Genomic DNA, 24,974 nt, shown 5'->3' on the forward strand with positions numbered 1-24,974 from the left:
CCGGCAGGCGGCATGCGCGTTCGGCCATCATAGCCCAATTGACTGCCTGCCTCCAAGACGAAGAACGCGCAGCCTTGGGCTGCGCGTTCGAGGGATAACCATCTGTGGAAACCGCATCATCCGTTTGGCTTCGGCGACGCTGCCTTGCCGGCACTACCTTTCTTGCCCCCCCCTGTCCCTGGCCATGAATGCTTCGAGCATGTAGGGGATGAGCGTCGCTGCATCGACCGTCTCGCCATAGGTCTGCGCGTGCAACGCAGCGTAGCGGTCAAGGTCCACCTTGAGACTGGCCGGACACGTGAAGGTCAGTTTGATGCTCTCGGTCTTGGGCAGTGGCCCCAACCGCAGCTTGCGCGTCGTCATCGTGAAGTCCCCCTGTTGAAGAACAACGGCCGATAAGGCCGCAGTACCAGGTCGCGGTTCACGATGATCCGCACCGGCAGGCCCGGCCGCTCGGTCAACGTCGGTTGGATGTTCATGTTGCGCCGGGTCATCTCCTGGCCGACCTGATTGATGCTGTCCTGCGCGCTGTCGCGCCCGGCGACGATGATGGGGTTGCCGTCCTGGCGGTTCTCCGGCGCGGCCAGTTCGGCGCCCACACCCAGCAGCGTGGTCAGCGCGGCGCCGGCAAAGATATGATCCCAATGCCAATCGACACCCTCCTCCAGGCCGGCGTAGCCCGCCGGGTCGGTGTCGGCCAGGTTGTCGAGCGTGGCCGCCGAAGAAGCGCAGCAGGGATGCATCAGCGGCAGCGCGGCAAGCTTCTTCGGCCGCGACTGGCGCGTCGGCTGCGCATTGCGCACGCAGCGCCTTGAACCGCACGGGATCGGCGGCCACGCGCCGCGACATGGGCGTGGGTTTCGCCCCTGCGAAGCGCGCCGCCGTATGGCCGCGCCCCAGCCACGAGCCGGGCCGTTGGCCGGTGCAGCCCCCCTTCCACGGGCCGCGTACCGCCGACTTGCCGCCGCTGCCCTTGCCCGCCTGCTTGAGCACCTTGGAAACGAAGCTCTGCCCTTGGCCCTTGCCTTGGTTCTTAGAACCTGTTCACGATCTTTCCCGGGTAGTGCAAACTCTGCGGATGCGCACAAAGACGTATCCGAGTGCCATGAGCCGGGAGCGGTTCGAGCAGATCCGCCCCATTCTGGAGCAGGCGCGCAAGCGTACCAAGCCACGGACCGTGGATCTGTAGGACGTGTGGTGCGCGGTGCTGTACCTGCTGCGCACCGGCTGTCAGTGGCCAGCGCTGCCCAGCGACTTCCCGAAGTGGCGCACCGTGCACTGCTACTTTGCCAAGTGGAGCGAACCAGACGATGAAGGAGTGAGCCTGCTGGAGCGGGCGCTCAAGAAATCAGGTTGGCGCGGCCCGCCAGGGACAGGGGCGCAACGCTTGCAGCACGTTCTTGATCGTGGACGCACAGAGCGTGAAGAACACGGACACGGCCGGCCAGAAGGGTTATGACGCGGGCAAGAAGGTCTCGGGGATCAAGCGTCGCATCGCCGTCGATACCCAAGGCCTGCCGCATGCGGTCGCGGTGACGACGGCGGAAGTGACCGACCGCAAAGGCGCGCTCCAATCCCTGGATCGTTGCAAGCCGAACCTGGGACACGTGCAAAGCCTGTTGTGCGATAGCGGCTATACCGGAGAACCGTTCGCCGAAGGCGTACGAGAGATCCTGGGCAAGCAAGTCACGGTGCAGATCGCCAAACGCAGCGAACTGCACACCTTCAAGGTCATGCCCAAGCGCTGGAGCGTCGAACGCAGCTTTGCGTGGCTGGAAAAGAACCGAAGGCTATGGAAGAACTGCGAGCGCAAGCTCAACACCAGCTTGCAGTTCATCCACCTGGCATGCCTGACACTACTACTCAAAAGATCGTGACTACTCAAAAGATCGTGAACAGGTTCTTAGGGGCGCTGGGGCGCACGCGGAAATCGTCGTCGCGGCGATCGCTCATGACTGCGCTCCTCGTAAGTTCGGGCGTGTGCGATCGTGCGAAGCACGCGGACATGCGTGCATTGGCGCGCGCTTTGCGCTTAACACGGCACGGCGGCAAAGCCGCTGCGTGCCGTGTTTCCTCCATGTGCAGACAGCCTTTCGACGCGGCCAAGTGCCGCGTCCTTTTGTCTTGCCTTCCGCCGTTGCCTTCCGCTGTCGCTCCCGGCTCCTGCGGCCCGGCTGCGCCGCTGCATGCGCAGCCAGCGCCCCGGCGAACGCGGAGACGGCCGCAGGCCGAGCGCGTTCGAGGCAAGACGCCTGCACATGAGAAGGCAGCGCGAAGTGCAGCGCGGATGCGCTTGCGCGACATGCGCGACGACATGGCAACGGCCAGCAGGCCGACACGCCGGATAGCACGATGAAGCGCAGCGAATGGGCGGCCATCACGGGCGAGCCTCCAACCAGACCGGGTGTGCAACGCCGATCACGGCGGATGCGCGGACGGGGCCGAAATAACGGCTGTCGAACGACGCCGGGTTAGTTGCGCTGAGCAGGAACAGTTCGCCAGGTTCCAGGCATCGGCATTTCTGCCAGGATGGCAGCGGCCGGCCCAGCCGGTCGGTCGGCAACACGGCGGCCGCAGGCACTCCGTCGATGCGGACGATACGGCCCGTGATGCACACCTCCTGCGGCGCGACGGCACCCACCCGCTTGAGCAGCGGCACACGCATCGGCAGATAACGGCGCTGCGCCGCCAAGGCGGCCGCCTTCGACGGCAGCGTCGTCAGGACGATGCTGCCCACCGACAAAGGACGTGGCCGCGAGTCGGTATCGTGGCCGAGCGGATCGACGCGATACCAACCGACCGTCACGCTGTCGGAAGGGTTGTAGATCAGGCGCGGAAGCGGATGCACGAAGGATGCCCAGGCCAGCGCAGCGAGGCCGCAGGCGGACAAGCCCGCGAGCGAGGACGCGGCGCGGTGCCGGCAGTGGAAACTGCGGTCATGGCAGTCCCTTTCCGATGAGCCAGGCGGCGTGCTTCTCAGCGGTGTATTCGGGCAGCGGTAGGCGCGCAGCGAGCCGGTTAGCAAGCGTGCGCCAGTACGCGGGCGAGACAGCGGAGGGTGTGATGCCCAGCGCCTCGATGGCGTCGATGCGTTCCAGCACGGCACGGACTTGGTTTTCGCCCTCGGCATGCAGCAGGCGCGCGCCGGGCTGCACACCGGGGATGCGCTGCATGGCGTCGAGTAGCGTGGCGGTCTGCATCACCATGAGCTGCCAGCGCACAGTGCCGTAATCGTTGGCCTGCCAGCGGCGCAGCGCCGCCAGCGGTCGAGCTGGAGCGTGCGAGCGGGTTCACCGAAGCGCAGGTACAGCTTGAAGCGCGGTTCGATGTACGCCAGCACCACGCGGGTCAGCGGTGCGCCGGCATGTCCAGCGAGTGCTGTGGGATGCAGTGGCAGTGCAGCCGTGGCCGCGCCAGCGGCAGGCAAAGCAGATGGGTTCATGGTGCGTCCTCTCTGCGGCTCTCGGGAAACTCTCGTTCCAGCAAGCCGCGCAGTAACTCGGCCACGGTCACGCCTTGCGTGAAGACCGATACCTTGATGCGCGCCCGCATGGCGGGCGTAATGTCGAGCGTCAAACGCGCGGTGTAGAGATCGGCTTTGCGTAACGCATCTGAATGCGTCGGCTAAGTCGTCATCCAAATGGAGCACAGCACAACCACCGCGCCGCAGCCCGCGCCGAAGATCAGGACTGTTTGCGGCAGGGTTGTCCTGCATCAATGCAACAGTGCGGGCCAAGACCGATCAGGTCTTGGGCCAGACTCAAATAGTCACAATGGATGCCACGATGCATTGCTCGGCCGTGGCCAGCGCAAGCATTCCGATTACCAAGTCGATCAGGCCACCTCTTCGCCCGACGGGATTGAGCGGCCCCCGTAGCCAAGTCGCGCGCGTGTTCGCTACGAACACGCGCACGACAGGCGGCGCTTCCACGGAAGCGCGGATGCACTTGCGTGGAAAAGCGCACAACCATTGAATCGTATCCGTGCATTCGTGCAGAAACACGAATGCGCAACCCATCGCATCCGTAAAAGCACGCAAGCACAGAAGCGGAGGTATGGGGCACGCGCACGTCCGCCACTGTGTCACCGCACACCGGATTCCTAGATTCGGAGCCCGCCTTTGCTTTGGCTGTTTGTGCGGTCGGCGCGAGGAACCCGGTTGGCCCTGTTGCCACCGCCTTTCCTGAGTTCATCGCCCGCGACCCAAGTAGCCCGCGACCGTGTGCTGTCAAGGACAAAAGCGCAGGGTTGGTGCGGCCCGCAGGCTTGCCGAGGACACGGCCCTGCGCTCCTTGACAGCACACGGTCGTGGGCTACCGTCGCTGACAAGGTGATGAACTCAGGGAAGACGGTGGCAACAGGCACCGGCGCACTTGTGCGCCGACCGCACGCAAGCGGAGCCCGCAGGCCCGGATCGGAATCCGGGCCTGAGGCGTCAGCGATGGAAGCCCCTAGGGAAGCTCTGAACAACGTTCCAGACCACATACATTCCGGCATCTTGAACGCCAGGAACGCGTAAAGCGGGTTTGTCGGACGAGGTTTTGCGCTTTTCTGGCGACGTATCCCGCGCCAGGCAGCATTACCCCCTGGCCGGCAGCAACTGCCGGCGCGCCATCCATCGATTGGAGAGCGCAAACAACGTCAGCACCTGCGCCGTGTTCTTGGCTAGGCCCCGATAGCGGACCTTGGTGTAACCGAACTGGCGTTTGATCACCCGGAATGGATGCTCCACCTTCGCGCGTACGCTGGCCTTGAAGTGTTCCCAACGCGTTTGCCGGACACGCTCGCGTTGATTGCCGATGGCTTGGATCGTCGAGGGTCTGGCGGCAATGAAGAATGCTGCCTTGCAGTTTTGCAGTTCGTCGCGTTTGTCCGCACCGCTATCGCCGCTATCGCCGAACACGCTGTCTTCTTTGCCATGCAGCAAGGCGTGCGTCACCGTGACATCGGCGACATTGGCGGCCGTGCAACGGACCTGGTGCACCAACCCGGAAAACGCATCCACGCCGATGTGCGCCTTCATCCCGAAATACCACTGATTGCCCTTCTTGGTCTGATGCATCTCAGGGTCACGCGCATGGTCGGCATTCTTGGTCGAACTGGGTGCGGCGATCAGCGTCGCATCGACAATCGTGCCCGACCGCAGGCTCTGGCCCTTGCGCGCCAGATGCGCGTTGACCGCTGCCAACATCCGCGCGGCGAGGCCATCGGTTTCCAGCAGGCGGCGAAAGTTAAGAATCGTGGTCTCCTCGGGAACGTTGTCCAAGCCACCGAGCTGGGCAAAACGACGCAAGCTCGGGATCTCGTGCAACGCTTCTTCCATCGCCGGATCGCTCAACGCATACCACTGCTGCAACAGATGAATCCGCAACATCGTCGCCAATGCGTACGGTGGCCGACCTGGACGCCCCGACACCGGATAGTGCGGTGCGATCAGCCCCAGCAATTGCTTCCATGGGACGACCTGCTCCATCTCGGCAAGGAAGATCTCACGGCGCCTCCGCTTACGCTTGCCCAGGCCCTCAGCATCACCAAACGTCAGTTGCGTGGCCCATCCCTCTACGTGAGCGAATAGTGTCGCTCATCTGCGGTGTGTTGTTCAGACCTTCCTTAGAACCTGTTCACGATCTTTTGAGTAGTAGTGTCAGGCATGCCAGGTGGATGAACTGCAAGCTGGTGTTGAGCTTGCGCTCGCAGTTCTTCCATAGCCTTCGGTTCTTTTCCAGCCACGCAAAGCTGCGTTCGACGATCCAGCGCTTGGGCATGACCTTGAAGATGTGCAGTTCGCTGCGTTTGGCGATCTGCACCGTGACTTGCTTGCCCAGGATCTCTCGTACGCCTTCGGCGAACGGTTCTGCGGTATAGCCGCTATCGCACAACAGGTTTTGCACGTGTCCCAGGTTCGGCTTGCAACGATCCAGGGATTGGAGCGCGCCTTTGCGGTCGGTCACTTCCGCCGTCGTCACCGCGACCGCATGTGGCAGGCCTTGGGTATCGACGGCGATGCGACGCTTGATCCCCGAGACCTTCTTGCCCGCGTCATAACCCTTCTGGCCGGCCGTGTCCGTGTTCTTCACGCTCTGTGCGTCCACGATCAAGAACGTGCTGCAAGCGTTGCGCCCCTGTCTCTGGCGGGCCGCGCCAACCTGATTTTTTGAGCGCCCGCTCCAGCAGGCTCACTCCTTCATCGTCTGGTTCGCTCCACTTGGCAAAGTAGCAGTGCGCGGTGCGCCACTTCGGGAAGTCGCTGGGCAGCGCTGGCCACTGACAGCCGGTGTGCAGCAGGTACAGCACCGCGCACCACACGTCCTACAGATCCACGGTCCGTGGCTTGGTACGCTTGCGCGCCTGCTCCAGAATGGGGCGGATCTGCTCGAACCGCTCCCGGCTCATGGCACTCGGATACGTCTTTGTGCGCATCCGCAGAGTTTGCACTACCCGGGAAAGATCGTGAACAGGTTCTTAGAGCGCACAGCGTAGGATTTGCGCGCTTTTCGGCGATTGACAACTGCTTACGCATCCCGCATGGCTGCGGGCTTCCGGTGGGGAACATTCAGATCGTGGACCAGTACAGCGTCGCTGGAATATGGACAGTTCGCGACGAGGCTGGGAGTCTATGGATTCAGAAAGAGCATGGACCCGCGCTAATTCCTCACGGTAGCTTGGTGCAGATCATCCGAAATTTCGAAGGTCGCATCTCCATCTTGCTGTCGTCATAGAGGGGCGCGTTCTTATGGATTTGCAGGGGACCTGGGTAGTACGACCCTGACATGATCCTCGGTGGCTTCAAAGTCGGGACGAACGCCGTTTCCTTCGAGCATCAGAGGAACGATTTTGTTGCGCACGCCCATGCCGCGTGCATCCACGTAGCCGTAGTCACGCAACACCTCCACGATGATCGGGTTGCGAGGGGATCGCTGCCCCGCGAGCATTTTTTCAATGGTCATGGAGTTCTGGAGCGCGCCGGGACTCAAAACCTCCAGTCGGTCAGAATACGATACGACTTCAACCTCCAGCGCGCGAGTCCAGTCGCGATGCGCCAGCGCGTTGATGATCGACTCGCGCAGTGCTTCGGGCGGATAGTGCCATGTCCGCTGCCGTCGCAAACCTTGCGCCAGCGTCTCGTCTTCGACGCTGACGAAGGGCTGCATCCTGTCCGTCAGGTCTTCGATCAGCCCCCGTTCAATCAATTCCCGGGAGCCGCCTTGTGAACCAAAGCGGCCAACGAGAGGACCGTCCAGGATCGTGTCGTCGAGCGCCTGATAAGTCTTGTCGTTCCCAATGAACGCCATCCAACGCACGCCCGCCTGACGCAGAAAGCGACGCGGCGTGCGACCGAACAGGACCAGGCCCGCAATCGTGCAGACAGGCGTGGCAACGCCTGTCTCCGTCATGAACCCCAAGCCGATCATGCGGCGCAGCCATGCCTCATCGGTTGCCGGCAACTCGCGGTCGCCTGCCAGCGTCAACAGATAGTCCTGTAGGCGCTCTCGATCGAGTGCTTCAAAGGCCGCGCCAGAGACGGGCAGCATTTCGCTGTGTAGCATGCCGCCACTTTCAAACAGGCGGGCTTGCTGCTCCCGGGTGGCCAGGCGCGACGTGCTTCCGACCCGCACATAGATGTCTTCGCGCCCGTTGTGTCGGAGCACATAGGGCTTGGATGTGCCTGTAGCGATCGAGACCACGGCGACGCGCTTGCCATCGTCGAGAGCAATTACCTCATAGAACGGCAGCAGCAGAGGATGGACATAGCGGCCGAAGACGGTGTCCATGACCCATGTTTCGAGGTCGTCGCGTTGAACGCCGGATATGGCGCCATCGTCCTCGACACCGAGCAAAACCATCCCGCCCCGCAGGTTCGCCAGCGCGACGATCTCTTTGGCGAGTTGTTCTGGGCGGATGTCGTCGCGTTTGAACTCCACGCCCGAGTTCTCGCCATTCGCGATAATTTCCAGCAGTTCGGTTCTCAACATCTTCTGTTCTCGCTAGAAGCCATATTTTTCCTTGCGCTGGGAGAACGCCTCCCGGCCTCCTTCAAGAATCTCGGCGACGCGTTCGCGGATCTCCGGCACGTCGATGGAGCCTTGGGCTTGCTCAGGCATCTCGGCATGGGAATCCGAGGCAGAGAAGATGCCGATCCACTCCGCATCACCGAACACCGGAATGTTCGCGTTGTGGGTGGCGAACAGGAACTGGCGCTCCGTCTTCGCACTACGCAGTTGCGTGACGATCCGCTCGGCGATGAAAGCGTTGTCCAGGTTATCTTCCGGTTGATCCATGATGAGCGGGTCGTCGTTCTCCAGAAGCAGCAGGTGCAGGATGGCCGTGCATTGCTGGCCGGTTGACAACTGCGCCAGCGGTTTGAATATATCCCCCTGGTGCGCGATATTCAGTTCGATCAGGATGCGATCCTGAAGGTCGATCTCTTCAAGTTCGAGAACCAGGCTGCGATCCAGCCGTGCGAGGGTTTCGACGACCGAGTTCTGCATGCCCCAATCCCAGGTCAAGGTTTTGATGGCGTCTTCGCCGCCGCGAATGGCCTGGACCAGCGCGGGCACGGTCAGATCGTCGCCTGCCTGTTCGATCCAGGCGAGCTTTTTCTCGCCGAGCCCCGGCGCCTGTAGCAGAAACTCTTTCAAAGCCTTGCGCTGCCCACCGATTTTCAGATTCAGCCGGAGCTTTCCGTCGAGTTTGCGATTGAGCTTCTTGACGGCTGCCCGAAGTTCGTCACTGCGCTGATCCCGAAGGCGATAGAACTCGTCCAGAAGATTTCTGCGCTGAGCTTCCAGCTCGGCCAGCAGCTTGTCCACGGTCCCCACACGGGTCTCGCTGGGCCGAATCGACTCGATCTCGCGCAACAGCTCCTGATATGCCCGGCCGACGTCGCGGCCGGGTTTTCCGGCGAACGCTGGCAGGCTGGAAAAGACCTTTTCTAGGGACTCCGATTCCGCGTCGATCTGGGTCTTCAACTGCCCTTGTTGACCTTCGGCTGTCGCGGAAGCTGCGGCAAGCAGCCTCCGCAGAGCGGTGAGGTGCGTCGTGAAGTCCTTGCCAAGCGTGTCCAGTACCGTACGCATAGCGGCGAGAATAGGCGCGTGCGGCAGCCCGTCCAGCGCCTTCTCACTGAGGAATGCCATGTCCGGGAGGCTGTCCTCCAGCGCCGACAATCCTTCGCCGACTCGACCAAGCTCTTCATTGACCCGTCTTGAAAGCTGGCGTTCCCGTTCGAGCAGCGGCACGAGCGCGAGCTTGTTTTCCAGGCCGAGCGATTTGAACTGTTGCACCTGTTCGGTCAGCTTGGGCAATCGCCCGACTTGGGTCTGCAATTCATCCTTCTGCCGGGTTGCAGCCAGCAGCTTGTCGCGGTTCTCGGCGAGCCGTTTGGCGATAGCCGCCAACTCGCTGGTCAGCGAGGTGCCGCCGGGCAGAAACCGATTCAGGATCGCCGTCTGGCTTGCGGGATCGCGAGCCAATTCAAAAATCTCGTTCTGGCCGTATATCTCGATGCGGGGCAGCAGGTCGCGCGGGTGCAGCGTGGAGACCTGCCCCTGCTCATCCTTGACGATGGGCGGTTCGCCGTAGCGGCGGGAAACCAGATAGCGCCTGCCATGCAGTGCTCGGGAGACGACCTCCAGTTCGATACGACCGCCTGCGCCGAGATTGGCTTTGACGATTTCATCGTGCTGCCGGCGAGCGGACGCCGCGCGCGGCGGCGCATCCAGCACGTAGCGCAGGCACTCGATCAAGGTCGATTTGCCGGTGCCGCGTCCGCCGATCACTGCGTTCAGGTGTGCCGACAGCTCGATGCTGATGCCATCCAGGTAGCCCCCATGAAAGCGTAGGTTTTCCAGCCGGGAGTAGTGCGTGTCAGCCAGGGCGCCAAGCCGGATGCGTGACTCCGGATCCTTGAACGCAGTGGTGAAGCTCTCGAAGCTTGGCCGCGTCATCTTGATCCAGCAACTGGCGCATGGATCGGCGATGTCCTCCGGCTTGGCTACGTCCTTCGCGTTCAGCAGCGCGATGCGATGCTCGCGCTGGTAGGCGGAGCTCTTGTTGAGGACGATGTCTTTGTAGTTCGTTGGCAAGTCCTTCAGAGGCCCCGGAATCTGGCCGGCTTTCACCAACGCCTCGGTCTTCCAGATATGCACCAGCCCGCCGCCATCCTGATTGAGGCGCAACAATCCATTGCCGCTCGTCATGTGCGCCGCATACCAGAAGCCGCCCAAGTCGAAGATGGTTTGCGCCAGGTCGAGACAGGTCTTGCCCGAGGGCCATACCGTGTCCTGGACGTCCGTCAGATCAAGCCGTCCCAGGTAGCGGTTCAACCGGTCTTTGGTCGTGCCTTCGGGAAACAGGCACACCATGTGGATTTTCTCGCTGGACGCGATCTCGAAGCCGGGAAACACGACGATGCCGTGCGGCTCCAGAAAACGACGCAGGCCATCGACGGCATCGACGCTGCCGTGATCCGCGATGCCAACGACCTTGATGTCCTGTGCCAGGCAGTGGTCGAGCAACTGCTGGTTGTAGGTGGCCTCGTCGAGCCCGTGTTCGGTGCCGCGGTACTTCGATTGGTAGCCGGATGGATTGACCTGAAGAGCGCAGCGCCAGAAGCGGGCGACGGTGTAGCTCGGCTGGCTAGTCGTGTCGTTCATTCCTTGCGCCTCCCGGAAGGCCGCGCGGGATTCGTCACAGGCATGTCAGGTCCTTCGCGCAGCAGTTTGTCCACGGCTTTGCGCACCAGCCATGCCACGCTCACATCCTCGCGCGAAGCGATCGTTTGCAGCGCGTCGAGTTGTCGCTGCGGCAGCGTGACAGTCACTCGTTTGATTTCGGCGTCTACAGGGCGGCTCATGGGGTTGAACATCAACTTGCATCAGGTTGCTTAATAATACTGCATCTTGACTCACTGCGCATAGGGAATGGCGTATGGTCAAACAGCATGGGCGCCCCCGACCCGGCGCGCCACGCATCGCTGCGGTGTTCGGCGACCTGTCGGTGAACTTCCTCGGCGCCGGCGACTTCGGCCCGGCGCAATGCATCACCGACTGCAACGACCCTTACCAGGTGCGCACCTGCCGCCTCCGGCGGCGGCGATCCGCGTTTGCCCAACCGGCTTGGCAACGACTGGGGTGCAGCAGCAGCGCAGCTACCTGCAGGCGCTGAAGGCGCTGGGCGTCGCCGGCCCCCGCATCGACGCGGCCAAGCACATGCGCTTGGACCACCTCAATCGCGTGCTCGACGGCGGCATCCGCTCCGGGGGGGACATGTGTTCGGCGAGGTCATCACCGGCGGCGGCGGCAATACCCACTACGACCAGTTCCTGGCGGCCTACCTGCAGACGCCGCCGCATGCCTACGATTTCCCGCTGTTCAACTCGATCCGCGACGCCTTGCCTTCGGTGGCAGCCGGGACCCGCTGGCCGATCCCGGCGCCTGCGGCCAGGCGTTGCCCGGCAAGCGCGCAGCGACCTTCACGATCACCCACGACATCCCAGACAACGCAGGCTTCCGCTACACGATCCTCGATCCAGTCGACGCGACCCTGGCCTATGCCTACCGGCTCTCGGCCGCGACGGCGGCGTGCCGATGGTTTACTCGGACAACGACGAGAGCGGCGACAATCGCTGGGTAGGCGTCTACCAGCGCGACGACCTCAGGCGCACGATCGGCTTCCACAACGCCGCGCAGGGCAGCGACATGCAGGTGCTGTCCCACGACGCCTGCCATCTGCTGTTCCGCCGCGGCGATCTGGGCATCGTCGGCATCAACAACTGCGGCACCGCGGTCACCGCCGCCGTGGCGATGAGCGACAGCGCGCTGCACTGGAACCGGGACTACACCGACGCGCTGGGCGCGGGCAGCGTGGTGCGCATCTCCAGCAGCAGCTACAGCTTCAACCTGCCGCCACGCCAGGCGCGGATGTGGAAGCGTTGATCACCGCGGACGACAACACCGCGGATGGCGGCGGCGTCCACGCGCCGCAGCGCGGCTCCAGGGCGGCAAGGCGGCGGCGCCCCCATCCCGGCCTGTGCTGCAGCCGCCACCGCGATCCGCGGGGAGCGGCGACGACCGGCGCCCCCTGCGACCGCGCCAATGGCACATCCATCCGGATGAAGAGATATACTACAGCCATCACCTGACGCGCCGCGCCCATGACCGCCATCAGTTTCGAGTTCTACCCGCCCAAGACCGACGAACAACGTGCGCAGCTGGACCGCACCGCCGCGCGCCTGAAGGCGTACGCGCCCGAATACGTCTCGTGCACCTTCGGCGCCGGCGGCTCGACGCTGAGCTATACCTCCGAAACGGTGCGCCACCTCAAGCAGCACCATGGCTTCGAGGCGGCGCCGCACCTGTCGTGCGTGGGCGGCAGCCGCGAGGAGATCCGCGAACTGCTCAAGCTGTACCGCGCGATCGGTTGCCGGCGCCTGGTCGCGCTGCGCGGCGACCTGCCGTCGGGCATGGGCCATCCCGGCGATCTGCGCTACGCCGCGGACCTGATCGCCTTCATCCGCGCCGAACACGGCGATGCCTTCCACCTGGAGGTCGGCGCCTATCCGGAGACGCATCCGCAGGCCAGCGACGCGCTGCTCGATCTGCGCCACTTCAAGGCCAAGGTCGACGCCGGTGCCGACGCCGCGATCACCCAGTATTTCTACAACGCCGACGCGTATTTCCATTTCGTGGATGCGGTCCGCAGGCTCGGCGTGCAGATCCCGATCGTGCCGGGGATCATGCCGATCTCCAATTTCAGCCAGCTGCGGCGTTTCTCCGAACAGTGCGGCGCGGAGATCCCGCGCTGGATCGGCAAGCGCATGCAGGCCCTCGGCGACGACGCCGATGCGATCCGCGAGTTCGGCGCCGACGTGGTCGCAGCGCTGTGCGAACGCCTGATCGCTGGCGGCGCGCCATCGCTGCACTTCTACACGCTCAACCTGGCCAAGCCCACCGTCGGCGTGCTGTCGCGGCTGGCGTGAGCGCCGTCCGCGCCGGGCCCACCCACTTACCATGCGACGTGCCCCGATGCCGGACAGCGCCCGGACTGAAGCTCCCTGGCGCCGCACCTCGTCGCCCCTGTAGGGAGGAGCGGCTCCGGGCGGTCTAGGGCCATCAGCCGCGACCAGTGCAGCAGCCACACCCGCCCTCGACGGATCGGGACCGATGCCCATCCCACGATCGCCGCGCGACCCTACGCCTCGCCCAAGCGGCCACCTGCACCTCCGACAGCTTCCCACTCACCCGCCCTGCGGCTAGGCTAGGCCGATGCGCGCACTCTCGCCGATCCTCCTGTTGCTGGGCCTGTGCGCCGCGCCTGCCGCCGCGCAGAAGGTCAACCGCTGCATCGGTGCAGACGGCGCCACGGTGTTCAGCGATCGTCGCTGCGAGGATCTGGGCGCGATCGACCGGCTGCCGCCGCGCGCCGCGCCCAGCGCGGCCAGCGAAAGCGCCAGCGGCCTGTACCGGCCACAATGCGTCCGCCGGCTCAGCGAACTGGCGCAGCAGATCCGCACCGCGGTGGACGTACGCGACGTCAATCGCCTGTCCACGCTGTACTGGTGGAACGACGTGTCCGACGATGCAGCGCGGCGCATCCTCGACCGCCTCGACGCGATCACCCGGCGGCCGCTGCTGGCGATCGTGCCTGTTGTGCCGCAACCGCCGGCGCAACAGGCGACCGGCACTGCGCCTGCCGCAGCGCAAACATCGGCCGACGCCGCGCTCGGCGCCATCGCCGCGCCGCCGCACAGGCGCGCCACCGCGCTGCGCCTGGAGCAGACTCTCGGCGGCGCGACGCCGACCCCGACCATGCTGAACCTGCGCCGGCAGTACAACTGCTTCTGGATCAGTTTCTAGGGCGGCGTCGCCCGGCGGCTCGCGGGCCGCAGCAGCCCCCCGCCGCGGCCGGCCAGCATCGCAGGCGCCGCCGTTCGCGGGCCTTTGCGCCGCGTCCGCCATGCGCACGCAACCGCGCGTCCGCTCAGGCCGCGTCCACTTCGACCGGCCACAGGCCGCAGATCGCGGCGATGCCCTGGCCGCCGTGGCGGCGCGCTTCGGCCACCTGGTCCGGCGACAGGCCGCCGATCGGATACAGTGGCAGCGCCACTTCCTCGCGCAGGCGCTCGAACGCGTCCCACCCCAGTGCCGCGGCCCCGGGATGACTGGCGGTGGCCGCCAACGGCCCGACCACGGCGAAATCGCAGCCGAGTCGCTGTGCCGCCTGCAGCTCTTCCAGGGTATGGCAGGACGCCGCCACACATTGTCCTGCCGGCAACGGCCGTGCTTCGAACTGCAGCAGTTGCTCCGACTGCAGATGCACGCCGACGCCCAGTTCCTGCGCCAGGGCCAGATCGCGATTGACCAGCACCTGCGCGCCGCGCGCCGCGCACAGCGCCGCGGCGGCCCGCGCCAGCGGCTGCCAGCGCTGCGCCGGCAGGCTGCGCGCGCGCAGCTGCACGCGTTGCACGCCGCCTTGCAACGCTTGCTCCAGCGCCGCCAGCCAGCGGTCGGCGTCGGTCGGCTCCGGGGTCACCAGATAGCGATCAGGCTGGCGCAGCATCGCCACCACCGGCTGGTCGGCCGGCGGCATCGCATAACGATCCAGCTTGTCCGGCGTGACCCAGGTCAGCGCCTGGCCCTCGCGGCCGCGCGCGGCGCCTTTCCACGCCAGCACCTGGCGCATCTCCAGGCGCAGCCGCTTGTCCGGATAGCGTTGCGGCACCTCCATCAGCGCCGCGCCGACCAGCGCCTTGATGCCAAGTTCCTCGTGCAGTTCACGCACCAGCGCCTGCTCGGAGGTCTCGCCCGCCTCGCGCTTGCCGCCGGGGAACTCCCACAAGCCGGCCAGGTCGCGGCCATCGGTGCGCCGGGCCAGCAGGATGCGGCCGCGGGCATCGGTGATCACGCCGGCAACGACATGGATGGATCTGAGCGGTTCGAACATAACGCCAGCTTGCCGCCTTCGGCGGTGCCAGCGCAATGACAATTGAGTCCACATCGCCGCCGATCCGCACGCGACGGCAGTGACCGACGCCAGCGCTGGCATCGCCGGGAAGGCCTCCTCGCCAGCGGCCTTGCGCAATGGCCGGATCCCCTGCGGCCCTCAAGGACGACGACATCCGAGCGAAGGCGAAAGACGCCGCCGTCTGCGGCGTCAGCGCGACAGCCAACCCGGCAGGCCGCCAGCTGGTGGTGGTGCGGGCACAGCGCCTGACGGCGGTCAGGTCCAGCCGCGCGGCACCGGCTGGCGGACCGCCAGAGCCAAGCCGCGGGGCCGTCCCTGCTCGGGGATTGATGCCACGCCCTGAGGACCACGTCTTCGACGAGACCCTCCACCGGGTTGGCAAAGCGAGGCGGCGGATGCTTGCGCAGCATCGGCTAGGATCTGTCATCAATTGCTAGAATAGTGGATGCTTGTCGCCCCTTTACTCTCCGGCCCTGCAATGGCACGTCGCTACGCCCTGCGAGACGATCAGTGGGATCGCATCCGCGATCTGCTTCCCGGCCGAGCCGGCCATGTCGGCGTGACTGCCAAAGACAACCGGCTGTTCGTCGAAGCCGTGCTGTACCGCTACCGAGCCGGCATCCCCTGGCGCGATCTGCCTGAGCGCTTCGGCGATTTTCGCGTGATCCACCTGCGACATAGCCGCTGGAGCCGGTCCGGCATCTGGCACCAGGTGTTCCAGGCCTTGTCGAAAGACGCGGACAACGAGTACGCAATGATCGACAGCACCATCGTCCGGGCGCATCAGCACAGCGCCGGGGCAATAAGGGGGAGCGGCAAGCCATCGGACGCAGCCGCGGCGGACTGAGCAGCAAGATCCACGCGGTGGTCGATGCACTGGGCAATCCGCTGGCGTTTCATCTGACCGCAGGCCAGGCGTCGGATCTGGAAGGCGCAGATGCCTTGTTGCCGCCCTTGTCGGTGGGCGCATTGCTCGCTGACCGAGCCTACGACGCCAGCGCGCGCGTCATCGAGCCGATGCAGCGACAGGGGACCCAGATCGTCATCCCCTCCCACCCAACACGCAACGTGCAACGTGACTACGACCGGGTGCTGTACAGGGATCGACACTTGATCGAGAACTTCTTTGCCAAACTCAAGCAGTACCGAGCCATTGCGACCCGATACGACAAGACCGCCTGCAACTTCCTCGGCGCCATCTACTGGGCCGCCTCCGTCATTTTACTTAATTGATGACACGCCCTAGGCGTAAGCCGAGGTGGTGATCGAACTGCGGGCCGCCAGTGACTCAGGTCGAGTGATTACCCAATAAGCCCGCGCTACAACGCGGGCGGAACATCACCCACCCCACGGTTTAAACAAGGGGGGCATCGATGTCGTAGTAGTTAGAACCAGTCTGCAATCAGGACTGTTGACCACTCTTTTATATTCATCAACTATCCTTTTTGAATCAGGCGGGTATGGGAAGACATTGACCCGAGGATTAGCCTCCTCCAATCGGTCAGCTGTTTTGAGGCAAACATTTTCCGAATAGGTGCCGTAAGGTATCGCCGCGCTGTCATCCCTCCTTACCCGCGGCTTATGCTTAGAATAAGCCAAATCATGACCATAAAAACCGATTCGAGCCGGCAATCCATTTTGCATTGCAAATGTTTTCGAACTACCGCCAACCCCGATGATAGGCAACGTTGAATGGCTTGCAAATGCAGATGCATCATTGGTCGCCGCCGGCGACGATGAAACTGCGTTCAACAAATTGACTACAGGCATGGCGCTCCTTTTGTATTAATCATTGAGCGGCAATCCTATCAGCCCAGGGCTGTAAGATGAACCGCCTTCAACCGTGCCGTCTTCCAGAGACATCTGCGTGCCGTCATTGCGGGCAACAGGCCGTACACGGATGAGTTCAAGGCCAAGGCGGTCGGGCAGGTCGCCAATCGTGGGGTCACAGCCGTAGATGTGGAAACGCGTCCGTGTCCGTGCGCCAAACACACGCGGCATGGCTGGATGCAAAGCGCCAGGAAGGTGCATGCTGCGGTCGCCACCACGTGCGCCGCTTGGTGAGGACCGATGGCCTGCGGCCCAGGTTGGCGGTGGCCACAAGCGTCCGCATCCGCGACAGCCGCCTGGACGTGGTAGCGAACGTGCCGAATCGGGAATTCAGCCTCGACGCGCCAGACAGAGGCCTGGGGCATGGCGATCAGCTGCCTCCACACTTTCGTGGAGGCTGGCTGTTGCTGGTGTGGCCGATCCGCCACAGCACGCCGCTGGGATCGTGCAGGGTGAAGTCGCGCATGCCCCATGGCCGGTCCTCCGGCACACCGACGCGCGCGCCATAGCGGCCAGCCAGGTCGGCGACGTCGAGCCGCCGCCACCAGGCATCCGCGTCCGCCACCCACAGGTGGAGCACCAGGTTGTGCGCCAGCCCCTGCTCGTAGAAGTCCTGCAGCAGGAACGCGCAGCGTTCGCCATGGCGGAAGCAGGTGAGCCCGGGACCGATCTCTTCGGGCAAGAACCCCACCTCCCGATAGAACCGCACGGACAGCGCGTAATCACGCGCCGGCACGAATACCTTCAATTCAAGACTGGCGGAAGGTTCCAAGGCATGCAGCCGACGGCAATGGCGACACCCGGCACCCTACGCGCAGAACGCACGACACGCAACGCCGGCACGCGTGCGCGCCCCGAGCCCATGCCAGAAACAAACACCCCGCGCAAGGCGGGGCATCGATCGGCGCAAGCACCAGCAGGTGCTGCAGTATTGCCGGTAGCGTTGTCTCCCGACGCCCCATCCGGAGCTACAGCTCCCCCTTTGAATCAAGGGGGCGTGCCGACAGGCCGGGGTCGTGGCGAGGCGGGGCCCACGTTTTGCGAAGCCGAACGTGGCGCTGTTGCGCGATTGCGCAACAGCGCTCTCAGCTCAACTGGCCGTGGCAGTGCTTGTACTTCTTGCCGCTGCCGCACGGGCACGGATCGTTGCGGCCGACCTTGGGCGTCTCGCGGGTGACCTGCGCCACCGCCGGCGCGCTCGCCCCCAGCGCCAGCCGCTCGGCGTCCTCGTCGGCGCTGTAGCCGCCGGCGTCCTGATGCTGGAACTGGGCCTGGCGCAGTTGCGCCTGCACCTGCTGCCGTTCCTGCACCTCCAGCGCCGCCACCTCCTCCTCGCTGCGGATGCGCACGCGCGCCAGCAGGGTCACCACCTCGCGCTTGGCGTGATCGAGCATTTCCGAGAACAGCTCGAAGGCTTCCTTCTTGTATTCCTGCTTGGGCTGCTTCTGCGCGTAGCCGCGTAGGTGGATGCCCTGGCGCAGATAGTCCATGCGCGCCAGGTGCTCCTTCCAGCTCTGGTCGAGCACGGTCAGCATCACGTGCTTTTCCAGCGCGCGCATGGTCTCGCCGCCGACCGCGGTTTCTTTCTGCTGGAAGTGACGATCGACTTCCTCGCGCACCTTCTCGGCGATGCCGGCGGCATCCAGTTCCTCGTGGCGCTCGACCAGACCGGTCAGCGACAGCGGCAATCCCAGGTCGCTGGACAGGGTCGCTTCCAGGCCAGGCAGGTCCCATTGTTCGTCGACCGAGTTCGGCGGCACGAAGCGCGCCACCAGGTCGTAGATCACGTCGTCGCGGATGCCGTCGACGTTGTCCTTGACCGACTCGGCATCGAGCAGTTCGTCGCGCTGCGCGTAGATCACCTTGCGCTGGTCGTTGTTGACGTCGTCGAAGTCGAGCAGGTTCTTGCGGATGTCGAAGTTGTGCGCCTCGACCTTGCGCTGCGCCTTCTCGATCTGGCGGCTGACCAGCTTGTCCTCGATGACGTCGTCTTCCTTCATGCCCATCATCCGCATCGCCTTCTGCACCCAGTCCGAGGCGAAGATGCGCATCAGGTTGTCTTCCAGCGACAGGTAGAAGCGCGACGAGCCCGGGTCGCCCTGGCGGCCGGAACGACCGCGCAGCTGGTTGTCGATGCGGCGCGACTCGTGGCGCTCGGTGCCGATGATGTGCAGGCCGCCGGCGGCCTTGACCGCGTCGTGGCGCTGCTGCCAGGCCGCCTTGACCGCGCCGCGCCGGGCGTCGTCGGCGCCCTCGCCGAGGGCGTGCAGCTCGGATTCCAGCGAGCCGCCGAGCACGATGTCGGTACCGCGTCCGGCCATGTTGGTGGCGATGGTCACCGCCGCCGGCATGCCGGCGTTGGCGACGATGGTCGCCTCACGCTCGTGCTGCTTGGCGTTGAGCACCTCATGCTTCACCCCGGCCTTGCGCAGGTGCTCGGACAGCATCTCCGAGGTCTCGATCGAGGTGGTGCCCACCAGCACCGGCTGGCCGCGCTTGGCACAATCCTCGATGTCGGCCAGCACCGCGTTGAACTTGCCCTGGCGGTTGAGGAACACCTGGTCGGCGTGGTCCTTGCGCACGGTCGGGCGGTTGGTCGGGATCACCACCACTTCCAGGCCATAGATGCTCTGGAACTCGTAGGCCTCGGTGTCGGCCGTGCCGGTCATGCCGGACAGCTTCTTGTACATGCGGAACAGGTTCTGGAAGGTGATGCTGGCCAGCGTCTGATTCTCGCGCTGCACTGGCACGCCTTCTTTCGCTTCCACCGCCTGGTGCAGGCCGTCGGACCAGCGCCGGCCCGGCAGCGTGCGGCCGGTGAACTCGTCGACGATCACCACCTCGCCGTCGCGGACGATGTAGTCCACGTCGCGCTGGTAGATGGCATGCGCGCGCAGCGCGGCATTGAGGTGATGCACCACGCTGAGGTTCTGCGCCCCGTACAGGCGATCCTCGTCGTCGCTCAGGATGCCGGCCGCGCGCAGCAGTTCCTCGGCATGCTCCATGCCGGCCTCGGACAGGTGCACCTGCTTGCCCTTCTCGTCGACCCAGAAATCGCCTTCGCCCTCCTCGGCCTCCTGCTTGGTCAGCTGCGGCACGATGCGGTTGACGCGGATGTACAGCTCCGGCGAATCGTCGGCCGGGCCGGAGATGATCAGCGGGGTGCGCGCCTCGTCAATCAGGATCGAGTCCACCTCGTCGACGATGGCGTAGTTCAGGCCGCGCTGGTAGCGGTCGGCCCTGGACAGCGCCATGTTGTCGCGCAGGTAGTCGAAGCCGAACTCGTTGTTGGTGCCGTAGGTGATGTCGGCGGCATAGGCGGCATACTTGTCGCTGTGCGGCATGCCCGGGTAGACCACGCCCACGCTCAGCCCCAGCCAGTTGTACAGGCGGCCCATCTGCGCGGCGTCGCGGCGCGCCAGGTAGTCGTTGACGGTGACCACGTGCACGCCCTTGTCCTCCAGCGCGTTGAGGTACACCGGCAGCGTCGCCACCAGGGTCTTGCCTTCGCCGGTGCGCATTTCCGCGATCTTGCCCAGGTGCAGCACCATGCCGCCGATCAGCTGCACGTCGTAGTGGCGCATGCCGAGCACGCGGCGGCTGGCCTCGCGGCACACCGCGAACGCTTCCGGCAGCACCTTGTCCAGGGTCTCGCCCCCGGCGATGCGCCCGCGCAGTTCCGGGGTCTTGGCCTGCAGCTGCGCGTCGGAGAGCTGCTCCATCTCCGCTTCCAGCGCATTGACCTTGGCGACGATACGGTGGAGCTGACGCAGCTGGCGCTCGTTGCGGCTACCGAAAACGCGAGTAAGCAGACTGTTGATCATTGAAGGAACCGGTTGGAAAGGAACGCCCGAACGGCCCAGTCCCGCAAGGAATCGATGGGCCGCAAACGAAGCAGGGCGCGAGGCGCCCTGTCGTGGCAAAGCGTATTGTAGCTTGGTGCGGATCCGGGCGATTCAAGCGCCGCTATCGCCGCCCGAGTGCGGTCAGCCGCGGCCGCGGCGTCCCACCGGCGTGGCGCCGTCGCCGAGGAACTTGGCCGGATTCATCACCACGCCGTCCTTCCACACTTCGAAGTGCACGTGCGCGCCGGTGGAACGGCCGGTGGAGCCGGCCTTGGCCACTTCCTGGCCGACCCGCACCAGATCGCCGACCTTCACCGTCAACCGCGAATTGTGCGCGTAGCGGGTGACGTACCCGTTGCCGTGATCGACCTCGACCACGTTGCCGTAGCCGCCGCGCACGCCGGCGTAGCTCACCACGCCGTCGGCCACCGACAGCACCGGGTCGCCGACGCTGGCATGGAAGTCGATGCCCTTGTGGTTGCCTGCGCCGCGGCCGAACGGATCGGCACGGCCGCCGAAGCCGGAGGTGACGTAGCTGTTGCGGATCGGCATCCGCGACGGTACCGCGTTCTGGTCGAGCTGATGGTCGAACAGCAGCGATTCCAGCACCGACAGCTGCTGTCCGGAAGTGGCGAACTGCTGCTGCACCCCGTCCAGCTCCTTGCCCAACTGCCGCGCCGGCATGTCCTGGCTGGCCTCGTCGTCGCCGCCGCCGACGCCGACCGGCTGTTCGAAGTCGAATTCGCCGTCCTGCAGCTTGCCCATCCGGGTCAGGCGCTCGCCGAGCGCGTTCAGACGCGTGGCCTGTGCCTGCAATTCGCCCAGCCGCGCGGCGAGCGCGTTGACCTGGGTCTGCGCGTCGCGGCGCACCTGCGCCAGTTCTGCGTCCTGCTGCTGTACCTTGGCCCGCAGTTGTGCGGAACCGACCAACCCGGTCGCGGCGCTGACGCCGATGCCGAGTACCATGCCCACCCCGAGCACCGCGCCCAGCACGGCCAGGGGACGCCGGTCCGCGAACTGGCGAAATCGTCCCGGCCGCGTACTGATCCCCTTTTCACACGAATTGATTACGATCTTCTTATTAAACGCCATATGAGTTTTCATGTCTAAGCGAAAGTCCGGCGAGGGCCACACCGCCGCGCCGATGCCAGCGTTGGACGCGGCATTGGCGGACAAGGTGGGCGACCCGTTGCGGCGTGCCCTGTGGCTCGACGCGCTGGACCGGCAGTTGCGCCCCCATCTGCCGCCGAACCTGGCGTCCCGTTGCCGGTTGGCCAATGTGAACGGCGAACAGCTCGTTTTTCTCGTTGACGCTCCGGTCTGGCACGCCCGGATGAGGCTTGCCGAGGCCGATATCCTTGCCGCGGCCCGCTCCCTCGGGCTGAAGGCCACCAGGGTGACCGTCAAGATTGCGACTGCGCCCATGCATTCCCCAATGCAACAGGCAAGCAGCAAGCCCGCACCGATCTCCGCAGCGACGCAAAAGGGATTGCGCGACGCATTGGCATCCCTGCAGGATGTCGAGTCCGCGACGCCCGGCACCACCACGACCTCCGGCCGCTGTCTGCGTCCGTAGACACGCACGCTCGCGACCCCGGCGCATCCTAGGACGGCATCCTAGCGGGCGCCGGGCGCGAGGTCGTTACAGATTCGTTAAATAAAGTTAATCGAAACAAGCGCAATGACGGGTGGCCTGAATCCGTGACCCCGGACCGTCCTGGCGGCGGGACGCGAAGCGTCAGGCGTAGGCCACGGCGCCATAGGCCACCGGCGCGGGCAGCGCAGCGGAATCGAAGCTCACCCACTCCCATGCAGCCTGCTCGGCGAGCAGCGCCCGGACCAACTTGTTGTTCAGCGCATGGCCGGATTTGTAGCCTTCGTAGGCGCCCAGGATGGCGCCGCCGGCCAGGTACAGGTCGCCGATCGCATCGAGGATCTTGTGCCGCACGAACTCGTCGGCATAGCGCAGGCCGTCGTCGTTGAGCACGCGGAACTCGTCGAGCACGATGGCGTTGTCCATCGATCCGCCCAGCCCGAGGTTGCGCTCGCGCATGTACTCCAGGTCGCGCATGAAACCGAAGGTGCGTGCGCGGGAGATTTCCTTGATGTAGGCCATGGTCGAGAACTCGATTTCCTGGCGCGACTGCTTGGCCGGGATCATCGGGTGGTCGAACTGGATGGTGAAGCCCAGCTTGTAGCCGTCATAGGGATCGAAGCGGGCGATCTTGTCGCCGTCGCGCACTTCCATCGGACGCTTGATGCGGATGAAGCGCTTGGCCCTGGCCTGCTCGACGATGCCTGCGGACTGCAGCAGGAACACGAACGGGCCGGAGGAACCGTCCATGATCGGCAACTCGGCCGAGGACAGCTCGACGATGGCATTGTCCACGCCCAGGCCGGCCATCGCCGACATCAGGTGTTCCACCGTCTGGATCTTGGCCTTGCCGCGGCTCAGGCCGGTGCACAGCGTGGTCTCGGTGACCAGCCCGGCATCAGCCGGCACTTCCACCGCCGGCTCCAGGTCGACGCGGCGGAACACGATGCCGTGGTCGGCGGGCGCCGGCCGCAGCGTCATGTAGACCTTGTCGCCGCTATGCAGGCCCACGCCGGTGGCGCGGATCGTGTTCTTGAGAGTGCGTTGTCGAGTCATGGGAGACAGTCTGGGAACGTCCGTTCAGACAGGAACTGAACGGAATCGAGAGTATCACGCGTTTAGCTAAATTTTAACAATATGGTCACAGTGTCTCATTTGCGCAACGCTGGCAGGCCGGTGCCGCGGTCACAAAAGCCTGCCGGGTCGCACCGACCCAGCAGCAAGGACACGGCACAGCGGCCAGGCGGACAGGTTCTGGCCGCCGGCCGACACACGCCGGCGCGGCGACCTCAGTCGGCCTGGCGGCGCAGGACGGGCCGCGTGCTTGCGAAGCACTGCTTCGCACGCGGATCCGCGCCTGGCCATGGATGGACAGGCCGGGCCATCCACACGCCGGGCTGTCGCGCCATGGACGGCATCAGTCGGCCTGGCGGCGCAGGAACGCCGGGATGTCCAAATAATCGTTCGGCAGATCGGCCGCCGCCGGTGCCGACACGGAGCCGGAGCCTGAGCTGCCCATCGCATCGCCGCTGGGACGGCGCAGGCCCAGGCCCATCGCCCCGCCGACTGCCTTGGACACGGCGTCGCCGCCGTGGTCGAAGCCGCCGAGCTCCGGCTGGCCGGTGGTGGCGTTGCGCACCAGCTTGATCGGCGCGCGCTGCTCCGGACGCTGCGCCTGGCGCGACACTGCGCGGTTCAGGCCGGTGGCCACCACGGTCACGCGGACTTCGTCCTGCATGTCCGGGTCGAGCACGGTACCGACGACCACGGTGGCGTCCTCCGAGGAGAAGCCCTCGATAGTGCGGCCGATCTCGTCGAACTCGCTCATCGTGAAGTCCGGACCGGCGGTGATGTTGACCAGGATGCCGTTGGCGCCGGCCAGGTTGACGTCGTCCAGCAGCGGGTTCTGGATCGCCGCCTCGGCCGCAGCCTGGGCGCGGTCGTCGCCGCGCGCCGAGCCGGTGCCCATCATCGCCAGGCCCATCTCGCTCATCACGGTGCGCACGTCGGCGAAGTCGACGTTGATCAGGCCCGGGCGCACGATCAGGTCGGCGATGCCCTGCACGGCGCCCTGCAGCACGTCGTTGGCGGCGCGGAACGCCTGGATCATGGTCGCGTTGCGGCCCAGCACGGTGATCAGCTTCTCGTTGGGGATGGTGATCAGCGAGTCGCAATGCTGGCTCAGTTCCTCGATGCCCTTCAGCGCGACCTGCATGCGCCGGCGGCCCTCGAACGGGAACGGCTTGGTGACCACGGCCACGGTCAGGATGCCCATCTCCTTGGCCAGCTGCGCCACCACCGGCGCGGCGCCGGTACCGGTGCCGCCGCCCATGCCGGCGGTGATGAACACCATGTCCGCGCCCTGCAGCGCGTCCATGATGCGCTCGCGGTCCTCCAGCGCGGCCTGGCGGCCGACCTCCGGGTTCGCGCCCGCGCCCAGGCCCTTGGTGACGTTGCTGCCCAGTTGCAGCTGCAGCTTCGCGCCGCAGTTCTTGATCGCCTGCGAGTCGGTGTTGGCGGTGATGAACTCCACGCCGTCCACGCTGCTGCTGACCATGTGCGCGACCGCGTTGCCGCCGCCGCCGCCCACGCCGACCACCTTGATCACCGCGTTGGGTGCCATCTTTTCAATCAGTTCGAAATGCGCCATGTCCGTTTCCTCTTGTTATGGGGCCGGGACTGGGGACTTGGGACTGGGGACTCGGAAAAGCAGCTTCCTGTTCCCTGCCCAGCCTTCGCAC

The 24,974-nt window shown here is 65.1% G+C and carries 18 protein-coding genes and 6 pseudogenes; 6 read left to right on the forward strand and 18 right to left on the reverse strand.

Going from position 1 to position 24,974, the window contains the following annotated elements; all coding sequences use genetic code 11:
- Positions 1-153 precede the first annotated feature (153 nt).
- Together G4Q83_RS13625 and G4Q83_RS13630 are read right to left on the reverse strand one after the other, a co-directional pair.
- Complete coding sequence (locus G4Q83_RS13625) at positions 154-363, reverse strand: DUF2274 domain-containing protein (protein ID WP_128421487.1); 210 nt, start codon at positions 361-363, stop codon at positions 154-156.
- Positions 360-725: pseudogene (locus G4Q83_RS13630) on the reverse strand (TraB/TrbI/VirB10 family type IV secretion system protein); the annotation flags it as partial. The gene G4Q83_RS13625 and the pseudogene G4Q83_RS13630, both read right to left, overlap by 4 nt.
- 353 nt (positions 726-1,078) lie before the next feature.
- Between G4Q83_RS13630 and G4Q83_RS13635 the strand changes: the two are divergent.
- Positions 1,079-1,877 (forward strand): annotated as a pseudogene (locus G4Q83_RS13635) (IS5 family transposase).
- A 500-nt stretch (positions 1,878-2,377) separates the two neighbouring features.
- Here G4Q83_RS13635 and G4Q83_RS13640 read toward each other — a convergent pair.
- The 9 genes and pseudogenes from G4Q83_RS13640 to G4Q83_RS13680 form a co-directional block, all read right to left on the reverse strand.
- A complete protein-coding gene (locus tag G4Q83_RS13640) occupies positions 2,378-2,890 on the reverse strand; it encodes a S26 family signal peptidase (protein WP_386273136.1) in 513 nt (170 codons plus the stop codon).
- Positions 2,891-2,936: 46 nt separating this feature from the next.
- A pseudogene (locus G4Q83_RS13645) lies at positions 2,937-3,442 on the reverse strand (DUF2840 domain-containing protein).
- Positions 3,439-3,615: pseudogene (locus G4Q83_RS22640) on the reverse strand (chromosome partitioning protein ParB); the annotation flags it as partial. The pseudogenes G4Q83_RS22640 and G4Q83_RS13645, both read right to left, overlap by 4 nt.
- Before the next feature lie 145 nt (positions 3,616-3,760).
- Positions 3,761-4,018, reverse strand: coding sequence for a DUF2958 domain-containing protein (locus G4Q83_RS24665; protein WP_128421927.1), 258 nt, complete (start codon positions 4,016-4,018; stop codon positions 3,761-3,763).
- Between the two features lie 561 nt (positions 4,019-4,579).
- Positions 4,580-5,542 carry an IS5 family transposase gene (locus tag G4Q83_RS13660; protein WP_185817438.1) on the reverse strand — a complete coding sequence of 321 codons (963 nt, stop codon included), beginning with the start codon at positions 5,540-5,542 and terminating at the stop codon, positions 4,580-4,582.
- Positions 5,543-5,621: 79 nt separating this feature from the next.
- Positions 5,622-6,420 (reverse strand): annotated as a pseudogene (locus tag G4Q83_RS13665) (IS5 family transposase).
- A gap of 311 nt (positions 6,421-6,731) precedes the next feature.
- Positions 6,732-7,973, reverse strand: a complete 1,242-nt coding sequence (locus tag G4Q83_RS13670; RefSeq protein WP_128421644.1) for an RNA-binding domain-containing protein — start codon at positions 7,971-7,973, stop codon at positions 6,732-6,734.
- 12 nt (positions 7,974-7,985) lie between these two features.
- Positions 7,986-10,655 carry a TrlF family AAA-like ATPase gene (locus tag G4Q83_RS13675; RefSeq protein ID WP_128421645.1) on the reverse strand — a complete coding sequence of 890 codons (2,670 nt, stop codon included), beginning with the start codon at positions 10,653-10,655 and terminating at the stop codon, positions 7,986-7,988.
- Positions 10,652-10,855 (reverse strand): ribbon-helix-helix domain-containing protein, encoded by a 204-nt coding sequence (locus G4Q83_RS13680; protein ID WP_158255073.1) that lies wholly within the window; start codon positions 10,853-10,855, stop codon positions 10,652-10,654. The genes G4Q83_RS13675 and G4Q83_RS13680 overlap by 4 nt, the downstream gene beginning before the upstream one ends.
- Positions 10,856-10,963: 108 nt before the next feature.
- Between G4Q83_RS13680 and G4Q83_RS13685 the strand changes: the two are divergent.
- From G4Q83_RS13685 to G4Q83_RS13695, 3 genes and pseudogenes are all read left to right on the forward strand, one after another.
- Positions 10,964-11,936: pseudogene (locus G4Q83_RS13685) on the forward strand (alpha-amylase family protein); the annotation flags it as partial.
- A gap of 218 nt (positions 11,937-12,154) precedes the next feature.
- Positions 12,155-12,979 (forward strand): methylenetetrahydrofolate reductase [NAD(P)H], encoded by an 825-nt coding sequence (gene metF, locus G4Q83_RS13690; RefSeq protein WP_128421647.1) that lies wholly within the window; start codon positions 12,155-12,157, stop codon positions 12,977-12,979.
- A gap of 286 nt (positions 12,980-13,265) precedes the next feature.
- On the forward strand, positions 13,266-13,856 hold the full coding sequence (locus tag G4Q83_RS13695) for a DUF4124 domain-containing protein (protein ID WP_128421648.1): 591 nt from the start codon (positions 13,266-13,268) through the stop codon (positions 13,854-13,856).
- A gap of 124 nt (positions 13,857-13,980) precedes the next feature.
- On the opposite strand, the gene G4Q83_RS13700 is transcribed toward G4Q83_RS13695, so the two are convergent.
- The gene (locus G4Q83_RS13700; RefSeq protein WP_128421649.1) at positions 13,981-14,943 is read right to left on the reverse strand and encodes a Nudix family hydrolase; all 963 of its coding nucleotides are present in this window, start codon (positions 14,941-14,943) and stop codon (positions 13,981-13,983) included.
- A gap of 499 nt (positions 14,944-15,442) precedes the next feature.
- Between G4Q83_RS13700 and G4Q83_RS13705 the strand changes: the two genes are divergently transcribed.
- A protein-coding gene (locus tag G4Q83_RS13705; protein ID WP_425509728.1) for an IS5 family transposase occupies positions 15,443-16,197 on the forward strand; the annotation gives its coding sequence in 2 pieces (ribosomal slippage) (positions 15,443-15,742 and positions 15,745-16,197; 753 coding nt in all).
- A gap of 105 nt (positions 16,198-16,302) precedes the next feature.
- Here the strand turns inward: G4Q83_RS13705 and G4Q83_RS13710 are convergent.
- The 4 genes from G4Q83_RS13710 to G4Q83_RS13725 form a co-directional block, all read right to left on the reverse strand.
- Positions 16,303-16,734 carry a hypothetical protein gene (locus G4Q83_RS13710; protein ID WP_128420729.1) on the reverse strand — a complete coding sequence of 144 codons (432 nt, stop codon included), beginning with the start codon at positions 16,732-16,734 and terminating at the stop codon, positions 16,303-16,305.
- A 430-nt stretch (positions 16,735-17,164) separates the two neighbouring features.
- The gene (locus tag G4Q83_RS13715; RefSeq protein WP_128420730.1) at positions 17,165-17,566 is read right to left on the reverse strand and encodes a VOC family protein; all 402 of its coding nucleotides are present in this window, start codon (positions 17,564-17,566) and stop codon (positions 17,165-17,167) included.
- Between the two features lie 313 nt (positions 17,567-17,879).
- The gene (gene secA / locus G4Q83_RS13720; RefSeq protein WP_128420731.1) at positions 17,880-20,618 is read right to left on the reverse strand and encodes a preprotein translocase subunit SecA; all 2,739 of its coding nucleotides are present in this window, start codon (positions 20,616-20,618) and stop codon (positions 17,880-17,882) included.
- 162 nt (positions 20,619-20,780) lie between these two features.
- Positions 20,781-21,731 carry a M23 family metallopeptidase gene (locus G4Q83_RS13725; protein ID WP_128420732.1) on the reverse strand — a complete coding sequence of 317 codons (951 nt, stop codon included), beginning with the start codon at positions 21,729-21,731 and terminating at the stop codon, positions 20,781-20,783.
- Between the two features lie 10 nt (positions 21,732-21,741).
- Here G4Q83_RS13725 and G4Q83_RS13730 point away from each other — a divergent pair, with 10 nt between their 5' ends.
- Positions 21,742-22,215 carry a DciA family protein gene (locus G4Q83_RS13730; RefSeq protein ID WP_128420733.1) on the forward strand — a complete coding sequence of 158 codons (474 nt, stop codon included), beginning with the start codon at positions 21,742-21,744 and terminating at the stop codon, positions 22,213-22,215.
- 162 nt (positions 22,216-22,377) lie between these two features.
- Here the strand turns inward: G4Q83_RS13730 and lpxC are convergent, their stop codons facing one another.
- Complete coding sequence (gene lpxC, locus G4Q83_RS13735; RefSeq protein ID WP_128420734.1) at positions 22,378-23,289, reverse strand: UDP-3-O-acyl-N-acetylglucosamine deacetylase; 912 nt, start codon at positions 23,287-23,289, stop codon at positions 22,378-22,380.
- Between the two features lie 361 nt (positions 23,290-23,650).
- Positions 23,651-24,883, reverse strand: coding sequence for a cell division protein FtsZ (ftsZ, locus tag G4Q83_RS13740; protein ID WP_128420735.1), 1,233 nt, complete (start codon positions 24,881-24,883; stop codon positions 23,651-23,653).
- Positions 24,884-24,974 lie beyond the last annotated feature (91 nt).

The organism is Xanthomonas theicola (assembly GCF_014236795.1).
Lineage (GTDB): Bacteria > Pseudomonadota > Gammaproteobacteria > Xanthomonadales > Xanthomonadaceae > Xanthomonas_A > Xanthomonas_A theicola.

Excerpts from the sequence above, each read along its gene's own strand:
- ftsZ (WP_128420735.1), bottom strand. The coding sequence starts at position 24,883 with ATGGCGCATTTCGAACTGATTGAAAAGATGGCACCCAACGCGGTGATC.
- lpxC (WP_128420734.1), bottom strand. The coding sequence starts at position 23,289 with ATGACTCGACAACGCACTCTCAAGAACACGATCCGCGCCACCGGCGTG.
- G4Q83_RS13670 (WP_128421644.1), bottom strand. The coding sequence starts at position 7,973 with ATGTTGAGAACCGAACTGCTGGAAATTATCGCGAATGGCGAGAACTCG.
- G4Q83_RS13700 (WP_128421649.1), bottom strand. The coding sequence starts at position 14,943 with ATGTTCGAACCGCTCAGATCCATCCATGTCGTTGCCGGCGTGATCACC.
- G4Q83_RS13675 (WP_128421645.1), bottom strand. The coding sequence starts at position 10,655 with ATGAACGACACGACTAGCCAGCCGAGCTACACCGTCGCCCGCTTCTGG.
- G4Q83_RS13725 (WP_128420732.1), bottom strand. The coding sequence starts at position 21,731 with ATGGCGTTTAATAAGAAGATCGTAATCAATTCGTGTGAAAAGGGGATC.
- G4Q83_RS13730 (WP_128420733.1), top strand. The coding sequence starts at position 21,742 with ATGTCTAAGCGAAAGTCCGGCGAGGGCCACACCGCCGCGCCGATGCCA.
- G4Q83_RS13710 (WP_128420729.1), bottom strand. The coding sequence starts at position 16,734 with ATGCCTGTAGTCAATTTGTTGAACGCAGTTTCATCGTCGCCGGCGGCG.
- secA (WP_128420731.1), bottom strand. The coding sequence starts at position 20,618 with ATGATCAACAGTCTGCTTACTCGCGTTTTCGGTAGCCGCAACGAGCGC.
- G4Q83_RS13625 (WP_128421487.1), bottom strand. The coding sequence starts at position 363 with ATGACGACGCGCAAGCTGCGGTTGGGGCCACTGCCCAAGACCGAGAGC.
- metF (WP_128421647.1), top strand. The coding sequence starts at position 12,155 with ATGACCGCCATCAGTTTCGAGTTCTACCCGCCCAAGACCGACGAACAA.
- G4Q83_RS13695 (WP_128421648.1), top strand. The coding sequence starts at position 13,266 with ATGCGCGCACTCTCGCCGATCCTCCTGTTGCTGGGCCTGTGCGCCGCG.
- G4Q83_RS24665 (WP_128421927.1), bottom strand. The coding sequence starts at position 4,018 with ATGGGTTGCGCATTCGTGTTTCTGCACGAATGCACGGATACGATTCAA.
- G4Q83_RS13680 (WP_158255073.1), bottom strand. The coding sequence starts at position 10,855 with ATGAGCCGCCCTGTAGACGCCGAAATCAAACGAGTGACTGTCACGCTG.